At 73.0% G+C, this 15,340-nt stretch carries 11 protein-coding genes; 7 read left to right on the forward strand and 4 right to left on the reverse strand.

The window, feature by feature from the left end; genetic code table 11:
• The first annotated feature begins 54 nt into the window (after positions 1 to 54).
• Together SOM13_RS02635 and SOM13_RS02640 are read left to right on the forward strand one after the other, a co-directional pair.
• Positions 55 to 1,056, forward strand: coding sequence for a zinc-binding dehydrogenase (locus SOM13_RS02635; RefSeq protein WP_320478848.1), 1,002 nt, complete (start codon positions 55 to 57; stop codon positions 1,054 to 1,056).
• Positions 1,053 to 2,687 carry an NAD(P)/FAD-dependent oxidoreductase gene (locus tag SOM13_RS02640; RefSeq protein ID WP_320478849.1) on the forward strand — a complete coding sequence of 545 codons (1,635 nt, stop codon included), beginning with the start codon at positions 1,053 to 1,055 and terminating at the stop codon, positions 2,685 to 2,687. Before SOM13_RS02635 ends, SOM13_RS02640 begins: the two co-directional genes overlap by 4 nt.
• Before the next feature lie 83 nt (positions 2,688 to 2,770).
• Here the strand turns inward: SOM13_RS02640 and SOM13_RS02645 are convergent, their stop codons facing one another.
• Together SOM13_RS02645 and SOM13_RS02650 are read right to left on the reverse strand one after the other, a co-directional pair.
• A complete protein-coding gene (locus SOM13_RS02645) occupies positions 2,771 to 4,894 on the reverse strand; it encodes a RecQ family ATP-dependent DNA helicase (RefSeq protein WP_320478850.1) in 2,124 nt (707 codons plus the stop codon).
• 321 nt (positions 4,895 to 5,215) lie between these two features.
• Entirely contained in the window at positions 5,216 to 5,713 is a 498-nt protein-coding gene (locus tag SOM13_RS02650; protein WP_192060496.1) for a DoxX family protein, read from the reverse strand.
• A gap of 120 nt (positions 5,714 to 5,833) precedes the next feature.
• Between SOM13_RS02650 and SOM13_RS02655 the strand changes: the two genes are divergently transcribed.
• Positions 5,834 to 6,286, forward strand: coding sequence for a DoxX family protein (locus SOM13_RS02655; protein ID WP_192060495.1), 453 nt, complete (start codon positions 5,834 to 5,836; stop codon positions 6,284 to 6,286).
• A 25-nt stretch (positions 6,287 to 6,311) separates the two neighbouring features.
• Here SOM13_RS02655 and SOM13_RS02660 read toward each other — a convergent pair whose 3' ends face one another.
• A complete protein-coding gene (locus tag SOM13_RS02660; RefSeq protein ID WP_192060494.1) occupies positions 6,312 to 6,971 on the reverse strand; it encodes a TetR/AcrR family transcriptional regulator in 660 nt (219 codons plus the stop codon).
• Between the two features lie 104 nt (positions 6,972 to 7,075).
• On the opposite strand from SOM13_RS02660, the gene SOM13_RS02665 reads away from it, so the two are divergent.
• Genes SOM13_RS02665 through SOM13_RS02680 form a run of 4 tightly spaced genes read left to right on the forward strand, consistent with a single transcriptional unit; the run spans position 7,076 to position 13,498 of the window.
• The gene (locus tag SOM13_RS02665) at positions 7,076 to 8,413 is read left to right on the forward strand and encodes an ABC transporter substrate-binding protein (protein WP_192060493.1); all 1,338 of its coding nucleotides are present in this window, start codon (positions 7,076 to 7,078) and stop codon (positions 8,411 to 8,413) included.
• The gene (locus SOM13_RS02670) at positions 8,410 to 9,306 is read left to right on the forward strand and encodes a carbohydrate ABC transporter permease (RefSeq protein ID WP_192060492.1); all 897 of its coding nucleotides are present in this window, start codon (positions 8,410 to 8,412) and stop codon (positions 9,304 to 9,306) included. The genes SOM13_RS02665 and SOM13_RS02670 overlap by 4 nt, the downstream gene beginning before the upstream one ends.
• A complete protein-coding gene (locus SOM13_RS02675) occupies positions 9,303 to 10,277 on the forward strand; it encodes a carbohydrate ABC transporter permease (protein ID WP_192060491.1) in 975 nt (324 codons plus the stop codon). The genes SOM13_RS02670 and SOM13_RS02675 overlap by 4 nt, the downstream gene beginning before the upstream one ends.
• Entirely contained in the window at positions 10,274 to 13,498 is a 3,225-nt protein-coding gene (locus tag SOM13_RS02680; RefSeq protein ID WP_320478851.1) for a glycoside hydrolase family 2 TIM barrel-domain containing protein, read from the forward strand. The genes SOM13_RS02675 and SOM13_RS02680 overlap by 4 nt, the downstream gene beginning before the upstream one ends.
• Here the strand turns inward: SOM13_RS02680 and SOM13_RS02685 are convergent.
• Complete coding sequence (locus SOM13_RS02685) at positions 13,485 to 15,290, reverse strand: bifunctional NAD(P)/FAD-dependent oxidoreductase/class I SAM-dependent methyltransferase (protein ID WP_320478852.1); 1,806 nt, start codon at positions 15,288 to 15,290, stop codon at positions 13,485 to 13,487. The two genes, SOM13_RS02680 and SOM13_RS02685, sit on opposite strands and share 14 nt — an antisense overlap.
• Between the last annotated feature and the right edge of the window lie 50 nt (positions 15,291 to 15,340).

Consider the following 15,340-nt stretch of genomic DNA (forward strand, 5'->3'; position numbering starts at 1 on the left):
CGAGCCCGCGGTCACCGACGACCGAGAGCGTGCCGCCCCCAGATCGGAAGAACCATGCTCGCCGGACGCCTGACCGTCACCACCCGCCAGTTCAAGGTCGTCGAGGTGCCCACCCCCGACGCCGGCCCCGGAGAGGTCCGCATCGCCGTCGCCGCCGCCGGGGTCTGCCTGTCGGACGTCCACCTCATCCAAGGGTCCCTGACACCGCTCCACCTGCCGGGCGACACCGTCACCCTCGGTCACGAGGTCGCCGGGACGATCGACCAGGTCGGCGACGGGGTCGCGCACCTCGCGGTCGGCGATCGCGTCCTGCTGCAGGCCGGCCAGGAGGACGACGGGCGGGTCCTCACCCGCGGCGTCGACTACGACGGCGGCTGGGCCGAGTACGCGGTCGCCCGGGCCGACACGGTCGTCCCCATCCCCGACGGGCTCCCGTTCGAGCAGGCCTGCTTCATCCCCGACGCCGTCTCGACCCCGTGGGCCGCGCTCACCACCACGGCCGACACGAAGCCCGGTACCGCCGTCGGAGTCTGGGGCGTCGGCGGACTCGGCGCCCACGCCGTGCAGCTGCTCGCCCTCATCGGAGCCGCCCCGATCATCGCCGTCGACCCGCTGCCGCAGGCGCGGGAGCGGGCCCTGGCCTTCGGCGCCGACCTCGCCCTCGACCCCGCCGCCCCCGACTTCGCGCAGCAGCTCGGGCAGGCCACGCGCGGCGCCGGTCTCGCACGCGCCTTCGACTTCGCCGGGGTGCCGGCCGTCCGCGAGCAGGCCATCGCCTGCCTCGGCTACCGCGGCCGACTCACCCTCGTGGGTCTGACCGACAAGCCCATCACGATCGCCGACGGCACCAAGTTCAGCTACCTGCAGCAGCAGGTGCTCGGCCACTACGGGTCGGAGCCCGCCGACGTCACGACGCTCGTCGCCCTGGCCGGGCAGGGCCGCCTCGACTTCTCGCGGTCCGTCAGCGCCACCGTCCCCCTCGCCGAGGCGGCCCGCGCGGTCGAGATGCTGGAGCGCAAAGAGGGTGACCCGATCCGGATCGTGCTGGTCCCGTGACCGGCTCGAACCGCGCCTCCTCGGCGGGCGTGTCGTCGGGTGAGCCGCTGCACGGGGAGCGGTCACGCGATAGACGGTCGTCGGGTGAGCCGCTGCCCGGGCACGTCGACGTGCTCGTGGTCGGCGCTGGGCTGTCGGGCGTGGGCATGGCCGCGCGCCTGCTGCGCGACTTCCCGCGACGCACCCTCGCCGTGGTCGAGGCCCGCCAGGCGATGGGCGGCACCTGGGATCTGTTCCGCTACCCCGGCGTGCGCTCCGACAGCGACATGTTCACCCTCGGCTACGCGGATCGCCCGTGGCGCGACCGTCGCTCGATCGCCCCGGGCGCGGCCATCCGCGACTACGTGCGCGACACCGCCGACGAGACCGGGGTCGCCGAGCGGGTGCGCTACGGGCACCGGGTCGTGGCCGCCGACTGGTCGTCCGCCGACGCCCGCTGGACGGTCGAGATCGACGTCGCCGCGCCTCCCGCCGGGGGAGCCGGGGGAGCCGCGGGTGCCGGGGGCGCCTCCGCCGGTTCCGCCGACCGGTCCGTCGGCGCCCACCGCCTCACGGTGACCTGCGGTGTGCTCGTCGCCTGCTCGGGGTACTACCGCTACGACGAGGGCTACACGCCGACCTTCACCGGCCAGCAGGACTACGCCGGCACCCTCGTGCACCCGCAGCACTGGCCCGCCGACCTCGACGTCACCGGCAGGCGGGTCGTCGTGATCGGGTCGGGCGCGACCGCGATCACGCTCGTGCCGGCGCTCGCCGAGCAGGCCGAGCACGTGACGATGCTGCAGCGCTCGCCGACGTACGTGCTGTCGCTGCCGTCGGAGCGGAAGCGACCGCGGCCCTGGCGGCGACTGCTGCCGCGGTCGGTCGACGATCGGCTCGTCCGGTGGCGGAGCGTCGGCATGGCGCTGCTGAGCTTCCAGGCGAGCCGCAGATCGCCGGAGCGGATGAAGGCGTTCCTCCGGTCGGGCGTCGAGCGCCGCCTGCCCGAGGGCTTCGACGTCGACCGGCACTTCCAGCCGAGCTACGACCCGTGGGATCAGCGTCTCTGCATCACCCCGGACGGCGCGCTGTTCCGTGCGCTGCGGTCAGGGTCGGCGTCGATGGTGACCGACGGCATCGAGCGGTTCGTGCCCGAGGGCGTGGCGGTCGAGGGGCGTGACGGGCAGGAGGCGCGGGTCGTGCCCGCGGACGTCGTCGTCACCGCGACGGGGCTGAATCTGCTGCTGTTCGGCGGCATGCGCCTGTCGGTGGACGGGGCGGTGGTCGACCCGGCGACCAAGCTGACGTACAAAGGGTTCATGCTCGCGGACGTGCCGAACTTCGCGTTCGCGATCGGGTACACGAACGCGTCGTGGACGCTGAAGATCGACCTGGTCGGCCGGTACCTGTCTCGGCTTCTCCGACACCTGGACCGCCGGGGTCTGCGGTGGGCGGTGCCGACGGCGCCTCGACGCACCGGTCGGACGATGCCGCTGATCGACCTGTCGAGCGGGTACGTCGCGCGGGGTGAGCATCTGCTGCCCCGCCAGGGCGGGCGTGCTCCGTGGCGGATGCACCAGAACTACCCGCGCGACGTCTGGGCCTTGCGGTTCAGCTCGCTGACGCGGGACGGCATGCGCTTCGGGCGCTGATGCGGGGGCGGTGACGGGGTCTCCCCTGGTCGTAGGCGGCCCGTCGCTCGTGCCGTCGGCGGGCGACCTCGGCGGCCCGGTGGTCAGCCGACGATCGCTAGTCCGAAGGGCAGCACGGCGGGTGCCCCTGCTCGGCGCAGCTCGCGACCGGCGACGGTGAGCGTCCAGCGGCTGTCGACGAGGTCGTCGACGAGCAGCACCGGGCCCTGCACGCCGGCCAGGGCGGCGGCCAGCTCGGGGCCGACCTCGAACGACTGCCAGACGTCGGCGAGTCGGTACACGCTGTTGCCCCCCTGGCCCCGCCCCGCGGACGGACGGGTGGGGGTGAGCGCCCCGAGCAGGGGGAGTCGCCCGACGGTGCTGATGGCCTCGGCGAGCGAGCCGACGAGCAGCGGTCGCGACGCCGACGGCATGGCCACCACGCCGACGGGTCGTTCGGCCCAGGGCCATTCGCGCAGCACGCGCACGACGCCGTCGAGCAGGTTCTTCGACAGGGGGGCGTCGGGGGTCGAGGGTGCGAAGACCTCGCGCAGCGTCGTGCCCCAGCCCAGGTCGGTCAGCCGTGCGAGTGCCCGGCCCTGCTCGACGCGCTCGCCCTCGAGGAGCTTGCCCTTGACGGGCACCCCGGCGCGGTCGGCGCCCGTGGGCCACTGCGCGCGGGGCTCGATCTCGACGCCGACCCGGTCGAGCGACGACGTGGCCGAGGTGGCGGCCTCACCGCTGATGTCGGTCGGGTACCAGGCGCCGGCGCAGACGTCGCAGCGCCCGCACGGCTTGGCGTCGGGATCGTCGAGATCGGTCTGCAGCATCTGCATGCGGCAGGTGGTGGCGTGCTGGTAGTCGAGCATCGACTGCTGCTCGGCCACGCGGGCGGTCGCGATGCGGTCGTAGCGCTCGGCGTCGTACACCCAGGGCTGCCCGGTGCTCACCCACCCGCCCTGGACCCGCCGGACGGCCCCGTCGACGTCGAGCACCTTCAGCATCAGCTCGAGGGGGGTGCGTTTGATGTCGACCCGTGCCTCCAGCGCGGGGGTCGACAGCGGGGTGTCGGTCAACTCGGCCAGCACGGCGGAGGCCCTGGCTTCGGACGGCATCGAGGCCGTGGCGAAGTACTGCCAGATCTCGGCGTCTTCGCTGCCGGGCAGCAGAAGGACGTCGGCGTTGTCGGTGGCCCGACCGGCTCGACCGATCTGCTGGTAGTACGCCACGGGCGACGACGGCGCGCCGAGGTGGATGACGAACCCGAGGTCGGGCTTGTCGAACCCCATGCCGAGGGCGCTGGTCGCGACGAGGGCCTTGAGGTCGTTGTCTTTCAGCCGCTGCTCGAGCTGCTCGCGCTCTTCGGGGTCGGTGCGCCCCGAGTACGAGCGGACGTCGTGACCGGCCTCGCGCAGCAGCCGCGCGGTGTCGTCGGCAGCCGAGATGGTCAGCGTGTAGATGATGCCGCTGCCCGGGAGGTCGGCGAGGTGGCTGAGCAGCCAGCCGAGCCGGTCGCGCGAGGTGGGCAGCTGCAGCACCCCCAGCCGCAGGGAGGCGCGCGCCAGCGACCCGCGGATGGTCAGCACGTCGTCGCCCGGCCCCACCGCCAGCTGCTCGGCCACGTCGGCGACGACCCGGGCGTTGGCGGTCGCGGTGGTCGCGAGGACGGGGACGCCGTTCGGCAGCGTGCGGATGAGCTCGGCGAGACGGCGGTAGTCGGGCCGGAAGTCGTGGCCCCAGTCGGAGATGCAGTGCGCCTCGTCGACGACGAGCATGCCGAGTCGGGCGATCAGCACGGGCAGCTGCTCGTCTCGGAACCTCGGGTTGTTGAGGCGCTCGGGCGAGACGAGCAGCACGTCGATCTCGTCGTCGACGAGCTGCTGCTGCACGTCGGACCACTCGTGCGCATTGGCGGAGTTCACGGCGACGGCCCTGACCCCCGCCCGCGCGGCGGCCGCGACCTGGTCGCGCATCAGGGCGAGGAGGGGCGAGACGAGCAGCGTCGGCCCGGTGCCGCGACGACGGAGCAGCAGCGTCGCGATGAAGTAGACCGCCGACTTGCCCCACCCCGTGCGCTGCACGACGAGAGCGCGGCGCCGGTCGGCCACGAGGGCGCGGATGGCCTCGAGCTGACCGTCGTGGAACACCGCGTCGTCGCGACCCGTCAGAGCCCTGAGCAGATCGAGGGCCTCGGCGTCGATGTCGGTCGTGGTGCTCGTCGAAGTCATGCCGTCATGCTGTCAGACGCCACCGACAGTGCCGGGCCCTCGTCGGGTGCCTGCACCGCGCCTCCTCGGCAGGGCCGTCTGGGGAGGGACGACCGGGCCGGGAGTTCTCGGGCTGCTCTGGGCGGATGGCGACCTGCGGCGTCGCTTCGGCGTGCCGAACCCGACCGGCGGGCGTCGCGTCGGCGTGCCGAACCCGACCTGCCGGCCGCGACACGCCGCGCACGCGTGAAGGTGAGCGGCGTGTCGCGCCCGGACGGTCGCGATTTGCACAAGCGGTTCAGCTGGTGCTGGTGCTGGTGCTGGTGCTGCGGGTGCGGCGGGTCAGGCGTCCTTCGGCGCGGCGCGGCGGCCGAGCTCGACGACCACGAACGAGCCGATCGTGCCGGCGACGAGGGCGAACAGCGTGCCGCCGGTGCCCCAGGTCTTCTTGCCGAAGGCCTGGTCGATCGAGGGCCCGCCGGGGCCCGCGGCGACGGCGGCGGCCGCGGCGATCAGGACGGCGTTGTACTCGAAGCCGCCCTCGGTGTTCCACGGGCCCTTCGAACCGTGCACCTTGCGGACGGCGGTGACCATGGTGGCGACGACCGTCGCGGCGGCGAGCGGGGTCGCGGCGCCGAGGGCCAGCGCGGCGCCGCCGGCGGTCTCGGCGACGGCGACGAGTCGTGCGGTGCGGGCGGCCGGGTGCATGCCCGTCCCCGCCATCATCTGCTCGGTGCCCTCGAGCCCGGGGCCGTCGAAGGCGCCCGTCAGCTTCTGGAGTCCGTGGCCCACGAAGAGGCCGCCGATCGTCGTGCGGAGGAGTGTGGATGCGAGGCTCATCCGTCTCTTCTACCCGACGACCCTGGCACCGGTCCGCAGACACGACGCCCACGGCCCGAGCTGCACGGACGTGCAGCGACACGGGTCGACGACGCACCGGGGGAGGAGCAGACTGACGGGATGTCACGTCGAACCACGCGCCCGCGCCCCACGTCCGTCCCCCGCGTCATCGGGCGTCTGGCCCTCGGCGGCATCCTCGTCCTCGCCGGCGTCAGCCACCTCACCTTCGCCCGCGACGACTTCCAGGCGCAGGTGCCCGAGTGGCTGCCCTTCGACGACGACGCCGTGGTGCTCGCCTCGGGTGTCGTCGAGATCACGCTCGGCGGGGCGCTGCTCGTGCTCGGCAAGAAGCGCGTCGCCGTCGGCTGGGCCGTCGCGGCGTTCTTCATCGCGATCTTCCCCGGCAACATCTCGCAGCTCGTGACGCACACCGACGCGTTCGGCCTCGACACCGACACGAAGCGGGCCGTCCGCCTGATCGGCCAGCCCCTCCTCGTCCTCCTCGCGCTCTGGTCCACGGGCGCGTGGCGCGACCGTGCGGCGCTCCGTTCGCAGCTCACCCGCTCGAAGTAGCGGCGCCGAGGAGGCGCGGCGCAGCTCAGCCGGGCAGCACCAGCGACCCGAGGTGGTCGCGCAGCTGCTGCTCGACGTCGACGCTCGACGGGTCGATCAGCCACTGCAGCTGGATGCCGTCCCAGAGCGCCACGAGCCCGGACGCGGCCCGGGCGGGGTCCACTCCCGGACGGAGGCGCCCCTGCGACTCGAGGTCGCGGAACCCGGCCGTGTACTCGGCCCGCAACCCCTCGAAGCGCGTCGCCACGTAGCCGCGCACGGGTGCGTCCTCCGTGGCGGCCTCTCCGGCCAGCACCGCGTACAGCGCGATCAGACCCGGCACCGTCTCGTTGTGGCGTGCCTGTCGCAGCACCCCCTCGATGAAGTCGCCGTCGGTGGTCCCGTCGCGCACGGCGCCGCTCGCCATCGAGTCCCGTCGCTCGAGCACGGCCCGCAGCAGATCGCGCTTCGAGGGGAAGTAGTGCAGCAGGCCGGTCTGGCTGACGCCCACGCGATCCGCGACCTCCTGCAGCGAGCCGCCGCGGTAGCCGCGGGTCGAGAACACCTCGAAGGCGGCGTCCACGATCGCGGCCCGGCGCTCGGACGACTTCGCGTACGGGCCGCGCGGGCCCCGCGGGCCGCGGGCGACCGGCGCGTCGTGCCGGGCGGCGGGCTCCGGGTGGGCGGCGGTGGTGTCTGCGGTCATGAGGGGACTCTACGGCCGACCCGCGCCTCCTCGGCTCAAATCCGAGTGAGCACTCGGAATTGTGTTAGGTTCGGCGGGTCCCGTCCACGATGAAGTGAGTCACGATGAGCCCCCTCAGTCGACGTCAACTGCTCGGCTTCGGCCTGAGCGCCGGCGCTGCCGCGATCCTGGCCGGGTGCGCGACACCCGGCACGACCTCGGTCAACAGCCTGCCGACCATCCCGCCGGCCGACGGCCGCGTCCGCCTCGAGTACTGGGCCTGGCTCAAGGGCCTCGACCAGGTGACCGACCTCTACAACCGCAGCCAGGACCGCGTCCAGGTCGAGACCGTGTTCATCCCGGGTGGCAACGCCGGCGGCTACCAGAAGCTGTACTCGGCGCTGGCGGCGGGCGCCGGCCCCGACATCGCCCAGGTCGAGCTGCGGTCGCTGCCCGAGTTCCTGCTGGCCAACGGCGTCGTCGACCTCTCGCGCTACGGGATCGACCAGTACCGCGAGCTCTACGACCCCACGCTCTGGAACCAGGTCAGCTACACGGGCGGCGTCTACGCCGTGCCGCAGGACAGCGGCCCGATGGGCATGTTCTACCAGCCGGCCGTCTTCGACCAGGTCGGCGCCTCCGTACCCGCCACGTGGAGCGACTGGGCCGCCGTGGGCGCCGAGCTGAAGGGCGCGGGCGTGCTGATGGACTCGTTCCCGCTCGCCGACGCGTCGCCGTTCGCCGCCTACGCCACCCAGGCCGGCGCCTCGTGGTTCCGCGCGGAGGACGACGGGTGGGTCATCGACATGACCGACGAGGCGACGATGAAGGTCGCGGCCTTCTTCGACCAGGCGATCGACGACGGGATCGTCACGACGGCCTACGGCGCGTACACGCCCGCCTGGTTCTCGGCCGCCGCCGACGGGAAGATCGCGTCGGTCGCGACGGGCTCGTGGGGCGACGCGCTCATCGAGGGCGTCAGCGGCGCCTCGGGCAAGTGGCGCGCCGCGCCCCTGCCGACCTGGGAGGACGGCTACGCGTCGTCGTTCCTGGGCGGGTCGACGGCGGCGATCCTCGCCAACAGCCGGCACCCGCAGGAGGCGCTCGACTTCGCCGTCTGGATGACCACGACCCCCGAGGGCGTCAACGCGCTGATCGAGTTCTGCGGCATCGGCTGGTCGCCCGCCGTCGACGTGGTCGGCGACCTGCGCGAGAAGCCGAGCGAGTTCTTCAGCGGTCAGAACTACAACCAGGAGGTGTTCGTGCCCGCCACGAAGGAGTCGAGTCAGAACCAGGACTGGAGCTGGTGGCCCGTGACGCAGCAGTCGTTCAACATCCTCAGCGACGGATTCCGTGGCAAGGCCTCCGGCGGAACCCTCGTCGACGCGGTGGTGCAGGCCGAGAAGGACATCATCACCGTCATGAAGAACAAGGGCCTCTCGATCCGCAAGGCCGGCGCATGAGCGGCCCGTCGTCGCGTTCGGTCGCCCGGGCGCCGTGGGTGCTGCTCTTCCCGTTCCTCGCGCTGTTCCTGCTGACCTTCATCGTGCCGATCCTGATGGCGCTCGTGTCGAGCTTCACGCAGGTGCGCCGAGGCGGTCTCTTCGGCGAGACCGGCGTCGTGACGCAGTTCGCCGGGTTCGGCAACTACGCCCAGGTGCTCGGCGACCCCAACTTCGTCGCCTCGATCGGGCGCATGTTCCTGTTCGGCATCGTGCAGGTGCCGCTGATGCTCATCCTCTGCACGGTGCTCGCCCTGCTGCTCGAGTCGGCGTCGGCGAAGTGGCCGGGGCTGTTCCGCGCCGCGTACTTCCTGCCGTACGGGGTGCCGGGCGTCATCGCGACCATCCTCTGGTCGTTCCTCTACGTGCCGGGGCTCAGCCCGATCATCGACGTCGCCGAGACGTTCGGCGTCTCGCCCGACTTCCTCGGGCCGAACACCGTCCTCTGGTCGATCGCGAACATCGTCACCTGGAGCTACACCGGCTACAACATGCTGATCATCATCGCCCAGCTCAAGTCGATCCCCGTCGAGCTCTACGAGGCCGCGAAGGTCGACGGCGCGTCGCCTCTGCGCGTCGCGACCAGCATCCAGCTGCCGTTGATCCGCCCGGCCCTGCTGCTGACCGCCGTCTTCTCGATCATCGGCACCCTGCAGCTGTTCGCCGAGGCGCAGGTGCTGCAGCGCGTGGCCCCCGCCATCGACAGCCAGTACACGCCGAACCTCAGCGCCTACACGACCGCCTTCGCCTACAACGACTACAACGTCGCCGCGGCGCAGTCCGTGCTGATCGCGCTCGTCGCCTTCACGCTGTCGATCGTGTTCCTCACCATCACGAACAGGAAGTCCGCATGAGCCCCCGCGCCACGGTCGCCGAGCACGCCACCGAGACCGAGTCGATCGTCACCGCCGGGCAGGGCGGGAGGCGCGGCGCGGGTCGCGTCTCCGCCCGACGCTCGCGCGGGGCCGGGCCCGACCGGTCCGCGGGTCGCAGCCGCGCCTCCACCATCATCGTCACCGCCGTGCTCACGGTCGTCGCGCTGTACTTCCTGATCCCGGTCTACTGGGTCGTCGTCGCGGCCACGAAGACCACCGGCGACCTCTTCGGCACCTTCGGCTTCTGGTTCGCCCCGTCGTTCGCCCTGTGGGACAACCTCGGTCAGGTGCTGACCTACGGCGACGGGGTCTTCGTCCGCTGGCTCGGCAACTCGGTGCTGTACGCCGGCGTCGGCGCCCTCATCGCGACCTACTTCGCCGCGGCCGGCGGCTACGCCCTCGCCAAGTACGAGTTCAAGGGCCGCAATCTGGTCTTCGGCACGATCCTCGGCGGCGTGCTGGTGCCCGGCACCGCGACCGCGCTGCCGCTGTTCCTGCTCTTCAGCCAGATGGGTCTCGCGAACACCTACTGGAGCGTGCTGCTGCCGTCGTTGGTGTCGCCGTTCGGGCTGTTCCTCTGCCGCATCTACGCGCAGGCGACGGTCGACACCTCGCTGATGGAGGCCGCCCGCCTCGACGGCGCCAGCGAGCTGCGCATCTTCCACACCCTGGGGCTGCGCATCCTCACCCCGGCGCTCGTCACGGTGTTCCTCTTCCAGCTCGTCGGCATCTGGAACAACTACTTCCTGCCGCTGGTGATGCTGAGCGACGTCGACAAGTTCCCCGTCACGCTGGGTCTCAACAACTGGCTGAGCCAGACCGACCGACTGCCCGAGTTCTACCAACTGACGACCGGCGGCGTCCTGCTGTCGATCATCCCGCTCGTCATCGCCATGATCGTGCTGCAGCGCTTCTGGCGCGGCGGCCTCACCGAAGGATCCGTGAAGTGACCTCCGTCGTCCCCTCGACCACCGCCTCCTCGACCACCGCCTCCTCGACCACCGCCGGCTCGCCGCCCGTCGGGTACCTCTCCGACACGGGCCCCGGCAGCGGTCGCCGCTCGCCCGCGCGCTCGTGGCTGCACAGCGACGCCCCGCGCCTCTCGCTCGACGGCGAGTGGTCGTTCCGCCTGCTCGCCGGGGTGCCGGGGCTGCCCGGCGGGCGCGGCGTGCTGCCCGACGGCGAGGGCGCGTACGACGTCGGCTCGGTCGACCTCGACGACTCGGGCTGGGAGACAATCACGGTGCCGTCGCACTGGGTGCTCACGGGCGACGGTCGTCGCGGCGCCCCGATCTACACGAACGTGCAGTTCCCGTTCCCGACCGACGCGCCGCACGTGCCCGACGCGAACCCGACGGGCGACCACCGGCGCACCTTCGAGCTGCCCGCCTCGTTCGAGGGCGCCGAGCGCGTGCTGCTGCGCTTCGACGGCGTCGAGTCGACGGCGGTCGTCTGGGTCAACGGCGTGCACGTCGGCGTCGGCGTCGGCAGCCGTCTCGCGCAGGAGTACGACGTCACCGACCTCGTGCACCCCGGCACCAACACCGTGGCCGTGCGGGTGCACCAGTGGTCGGCCCAGAGCTACGTCGAGGATCAGGACCAGTGGTGGCTGCCCGGCGTCTTCCGCAGCGTGTCGCTCGAGGCGCGACCGGTCGGCGGCATCGACGACGTCTGGCTGCGAAGCGAATGGCACGGGACGGCCGGCGAGACGGCAGGAGGCGCGACGATCGTCGCCGAGATCACGGCCGGCCCCGCCGCGTGGCCGGTCACGCTCGCCGTCCCCGAGCTGGGCGTCGACGTCACGTGGGAGTCCCCGGCCGACGTCGCGCCGATCGAGCTGATCGACGTCGAGCCGTGGAGCGCCGAGGTGCCGCGACTCTACGAGGCGACCGTGTCGAGCGCCGACGCGGTCGAGACGATCTCGCACCGGCTCGGGTTCCGCACCGTCCGCATCGTCGGCGACCGGTTCGAGGTCAACGGCCGCCGCGTCGTCTTCCACGGCGTCAACCGGCACGAGGTGCACGCCGACAAGGGGCGCGTGTTCGACGAGGAGTACGCGCGCCGCGACCTCGAGCTGATGAAGCGGTTCAACGTGAACGCGATCCGCACGTCGCACTACCCGCCGCACCCGCGCCTCCTCGACCTCGCCGACGAGCTCGGCTTCTGGGTCGTGCTCGAGTGCGACCTCGAGACGCACGGCTTCGAGCGCGAGCGCTGGGTCGGCAACCCGAGCGACGACGCCGACTGGCACGACGCCTACGTCGACCGGATGGTCCGCACCGTCGAGCGCGACAAGAACCACCCGAGCATCGTGATGTGGTCGCTCGGCAACGAGGCGGGCACCGGGCGGAACCTCGCGGCGATGGCCGCGTGGACCCACGCGCGCGACCGCGGTCGACCGGTCCACTACGAGGGCGACTACACCGGCTCGTACACCGACGTCTACTCGCGCATGTACTCGTGGATCGACGAGACCCGGGCGATCGGCGCCGGCGACGAGGGGTTCCGCCTGCTCGGCTGCACGGCCTCCGAGGCGGCCCGTCAGCGCTCGAAGCCGTTCGTGCTCTGCGAGTACGTGCACGCCATGGGCAACGGCCCCGGCGCGGTCGACGAGTACGAGCGGCTCGTCGACGAGTACCCGCGTCTGCACGGCGGCTTCGTCTGGGAGTGGCGCGACCACGGCCTCCGCACGACGACGCCCGACGGCGTCGAGTACTTCGGCTACGGCGGTGACTTCGGCGAGGTCGTCCACGACGGCAACTTCGTCATGGACGGCATGGTGCTCTCGGACGGCACGCCGAGCCCTGGTCTGCACGAATGGGCCCAGGTCGTCTCGCCGATCCGACTCACGGCGACTCGGGCCGCGGGCACCGACGCCGACGCCGACCTCGCCGGCGCGTCGATCGTCGTCGAGAACCGCCGGCACAGCGCCACGACCGCCGACGTCGAGCTGCTCTGGTCGCTCGAGCACGACGGCGACGTCGTCGCCACCGGGCGCCTCGACGCGCTCGACGACCGCGGACGCGCACTGGCCGCGGGGGAGCAGGTCGCCCTCGCCCTGCCCGGACTCGAGGTCTCGGCGACCGGCGAGACGTGGCTCACGGTGCGGGTCGCCCTGCGCGCCGACCACGGTTGGGCCGACGCCGGTCACGTGCTCGCGACGACCCAGGTCGACCTGAGCGCGCCGGCGGCCGTGCGCCACGTCGCCGCCTACCCGCGGCCCGCGGCACCGGGTGCCGGGCGGGACGACTCGACCCGCGCCTCCTCGGGGGCCCTCGACGGCGCCCTCGCGCTGGGCCCCGCGTCGTTCGTCGACGGCCGGCTCGTCTCGCTGGCCGGGCGACCCGTCTCCGGCCCGCGGCTCGAGCTGTGGCGCGCCACGACCGACAACGAGCGCGGTCACTGGGATGCCCCGCGCGACATCGACGCCGACCCGATGCGCGACCGGCACCGCACCGACCTGCCGACCGACGAGCTGCTGCCGAGCGCCGAGACGATCGCGAAGCGGGCCGGGCTGCACCGCCTGACCTCCCGGGTCGAGTCGGTGCGGTCGTCGTCCGAGCACGTCGCGGTCCGCACCCGCTGGGCCGCCGCCGACAGTCGCCACTCGGTCACCGTCGACGAGCGGTGGAGCCTCGAGCGCGGCGAGCTCTGGCTCTCGCTCGACCTCGTGCCGTCGGCCGGCTGGGACCTCTCGTGGCCGAGGGTCGGCGTGCGCTTCGACCTGCCGCTCGACGTCGACCGCGTCTCGTGGTTCGGCACCGGCCCGCTCGAGTCGTACCCCGACAGCCGCGAGGCCGCCCGGGTGGGTCGCTTCGAGTCGAGCGTCGACGACCTCACCGTCGACTACGCGCGGCCGCAGGAGAGCGGGCACCGCAGCGACCTCCGCAGCCTCGAGCTGCGGACCGGGGCGGGCGCCCCGTGGCTGCGTCTCGACGCCGCGCCCGACACCGCCGGGCGGCGCCCCGGGTTCTCGCTGCGGCGGCACACGGCCCAGCAGGTCGACGACGCCGAGCACCCGTTCGAGCTGCCCGAGCCCGAGGCGACCCACCTCTGGATCGACGCGGCGCAGAACGGCGTCGGCTCGCGGGCGTGCGGGCCCGACGTCTCGGCCCCGCACGTGCTGCGACCCTCCGCCCGGGCGATCCGGCTGCGGGTCAGAGGGCTCTGACCGCGCGGACGACCACATCGCGGACCGTCGCCGGGCCCTCGTGCCCGGCGGCGGTCTCGCGTTCGCGGGTCTCGGCCGTGACGATCGTCCACTCGACCGGGTCGAACAGCGCGACGAGCTCGTCGACGCCGAACATCAGCTCGGGGTGGTGCAGCCGGTGCGCGTCGGAGTCGAGATCCGACAGGTCGTGTCCGACGATGAGCACGCTGCCGCCCGACGCGACCGCCTCGCCGAGCCCGCGGAAGACCCGGTCGCGGTCCGCCGCCGGCAGATGCATGAAGTGCGACGTGACCAGATCGTAGGAGGCGCGGGGCGGCGTCCACCCGGTGATGTCGTGCTGCTCCCAGGTGATGCGCCCGGCGGCCTCCGCGTCGACCTCCTCGGCCCGAGCGCGTGCCTTGTCCAGTGCGTTCACGGCGATGTCGGTGCCGGTGACCGTCCAGCCCCGGCGCGCCAGCCAGATCGCGTCGCCGCCCTCGCCGCTGCCGATGTCGAGGGCGCGACCGGGTGTCAGCGCCGAGACCTCGTCGACCAGCGCGGCGTTGGGGTCGCCGCTCCAGGCCCAGCCCTCGGCGCCGTAGCGGTCCTCCCAGTAGGCGGCGTCGAAGAGCTCGCCGCCGGGGCGGGGCGGGTGCTGGTTCTGGGGTGAGGTCGGGGGCGCGGTCTCGGGTGCGGTCTCGGAGATCGTCGGCGGGGCGGTCGCCGACCGGCGGGGCGCGTCGGCGCTCCAGGTCTCGACGGCCTCGACGGCGGCCCGGGTCTCGGCCGAGACGAGGTCCATGTTGAGCGCGGCGCCGGCCATGACGCCGGACGCCGCGGCCATCACGACCTGGTGACCGGGGTTCGTCAGGTTGCCGGCCAGCCAGACGCCCGGTTCGGCGCTCTGCCCCGTGACGGGGTCGGCGGCGACGATCGTGCCCATGCCCGACGGGTGCGGTTCGGCGTCGAGACCGAGCGAGACGAGCACGTCGCTGCGAGCCGCGACGCTCGTCGCGACGGCGACGGCGCCCACCGGGACGGTCGTCCCGTCGGCGAGCACGACGCCTGTGAGGCGGTCGTCCTCCACGCGCACCGAGGCGACGGGCCCCTCGACGATGCGGACCCCGCGCGCCTCGAGACGCGCGCGGTCGGCGTCGTCAGGGGCCAGGCGGTCGTTCGCGAACAGGGTGACGTCGTCGCTCCACTGCCGGAAGAGCAGCGTCTGATGAATGCTCATCGGCCCGGTGCCGATCACGCCGATGGCGCGGTCGCGCACCTCCCAGCCGTGGCAGTAGGGGCAGTGCACGACGTCCCGGCCCCAGCGTGCGGCGAGTCCGTCGACGGGCGGCAGGGCGTCGACGAGGCCGGTGCTGACGACGAGGCGGCGGGCGCGCAGGGTGCGGTGGCCGCCGTCGGGGGTGGCGACCTCGACGGTGAAGCCGGGCGCGCCTCCTCGGCCGGTGCGGCGGACGTCGGTGGCGGTGCCCGAGACGATGACCCCGCCGTACGACTCGACCTCGGCGCGCCCGCGACGGAGCAGCTCGAGCGGGGCGATGCCGTCGAGGCCGAGGAACCCGTGGACGCCGTCGGCCGGGGCGTTGCGCGGCTCGCCCGCGTCGACGACGACGACGTCGCGGCGGGCCCTCGCGAGGGTCAGGGCGGCGCTGAGGCCGGCGGCCCCTCCGCCGATCACGACGGCGTCGTGCTCGATGGCGGGTTCGTGTTCGGTCTCGTGTGCGTGTGCGTGTGCGTGTGCGTGTGCGTTCTCGGTCTCGGGGGAGTCGGTCCGGGGATGGGTGGTGTCGTGCGTCATGGTCGATGACCTCCTGACTCCAGGGTGCCGGTCGATGACCTGCGCGGCAA

The sequence above is a fragment of the Frigoribacterium sp. CFBP9030 genome (genome assembly GCF_034045195.1).
GTDB lineage: Bacteria > Actinomycetota > Actinomycetes > Actinomycetales > Microbacteriaceae > Frigoribacterium.

Coding starts and splice junctions, on each gene's coding strand:
- SOM13_RS02635 (WP_320478848.1), top strand. CDS start 55: ATGCTCGCCGGACGCCTGACCGTCACCACCCGCCAGTTCAAGGTCGTC.
- SOM13_RS02645 (WP_320478850.1), bottom strand. CDS start 4,894: ATGACTTCGACGAGCACCACGACCGACATCGACGCCGAGGCCCTCGAT.
- SOM13_RS02650 (WP_192060496.1), bottom strand. CDS start 5,713: ATGAGCCTCGCATCCACACTCCTCCGCACGACGATCGGCGGCCTCTTC.
- SOM13_RS02655 (WP_192060495.1), top strand. CDS start 5,834: ATGTCACGTCGAACCACGCGCCCGCGCCCCACGTCCGTCCCCCGCGTC.
- SOM13_RS02660 (WP_192060494.1), bottom strand. CDS start 6,971: ATGACCGCAGACACCACCGCCGCCCACCCGGAGCCCGCCGCCCGGCAC.
- SOM13_RS02665 (WP_192060493.1), top strand. CDS start 7,076: ATGAGCCCCCTCAGTCGACGTCAACTGCTCGGCTTCGGCCTGAGCGCC.
- SOM13_RS02670 (WP_192060492.1), top strand. CDS start 8,410: ATGAGCGGCCCGTCGTCGCGTTCGGTCGCCCGGGCGCCGTGGGTGCTG.
- SOM13_RS02675 (WP_192060491.1), top strand. CDS start 9,303: ATGAGCCCCCGCGCCACGGTCGCCGAGCACGCCACCGAGACCGAGTCG.
- SOM13_RS02685 (WP_320478852.1), bottom strand. CDS start 15,290: ATGACGCACGACACCACCCATCCCCGGACCGACTCCCCCGAGACCGAG.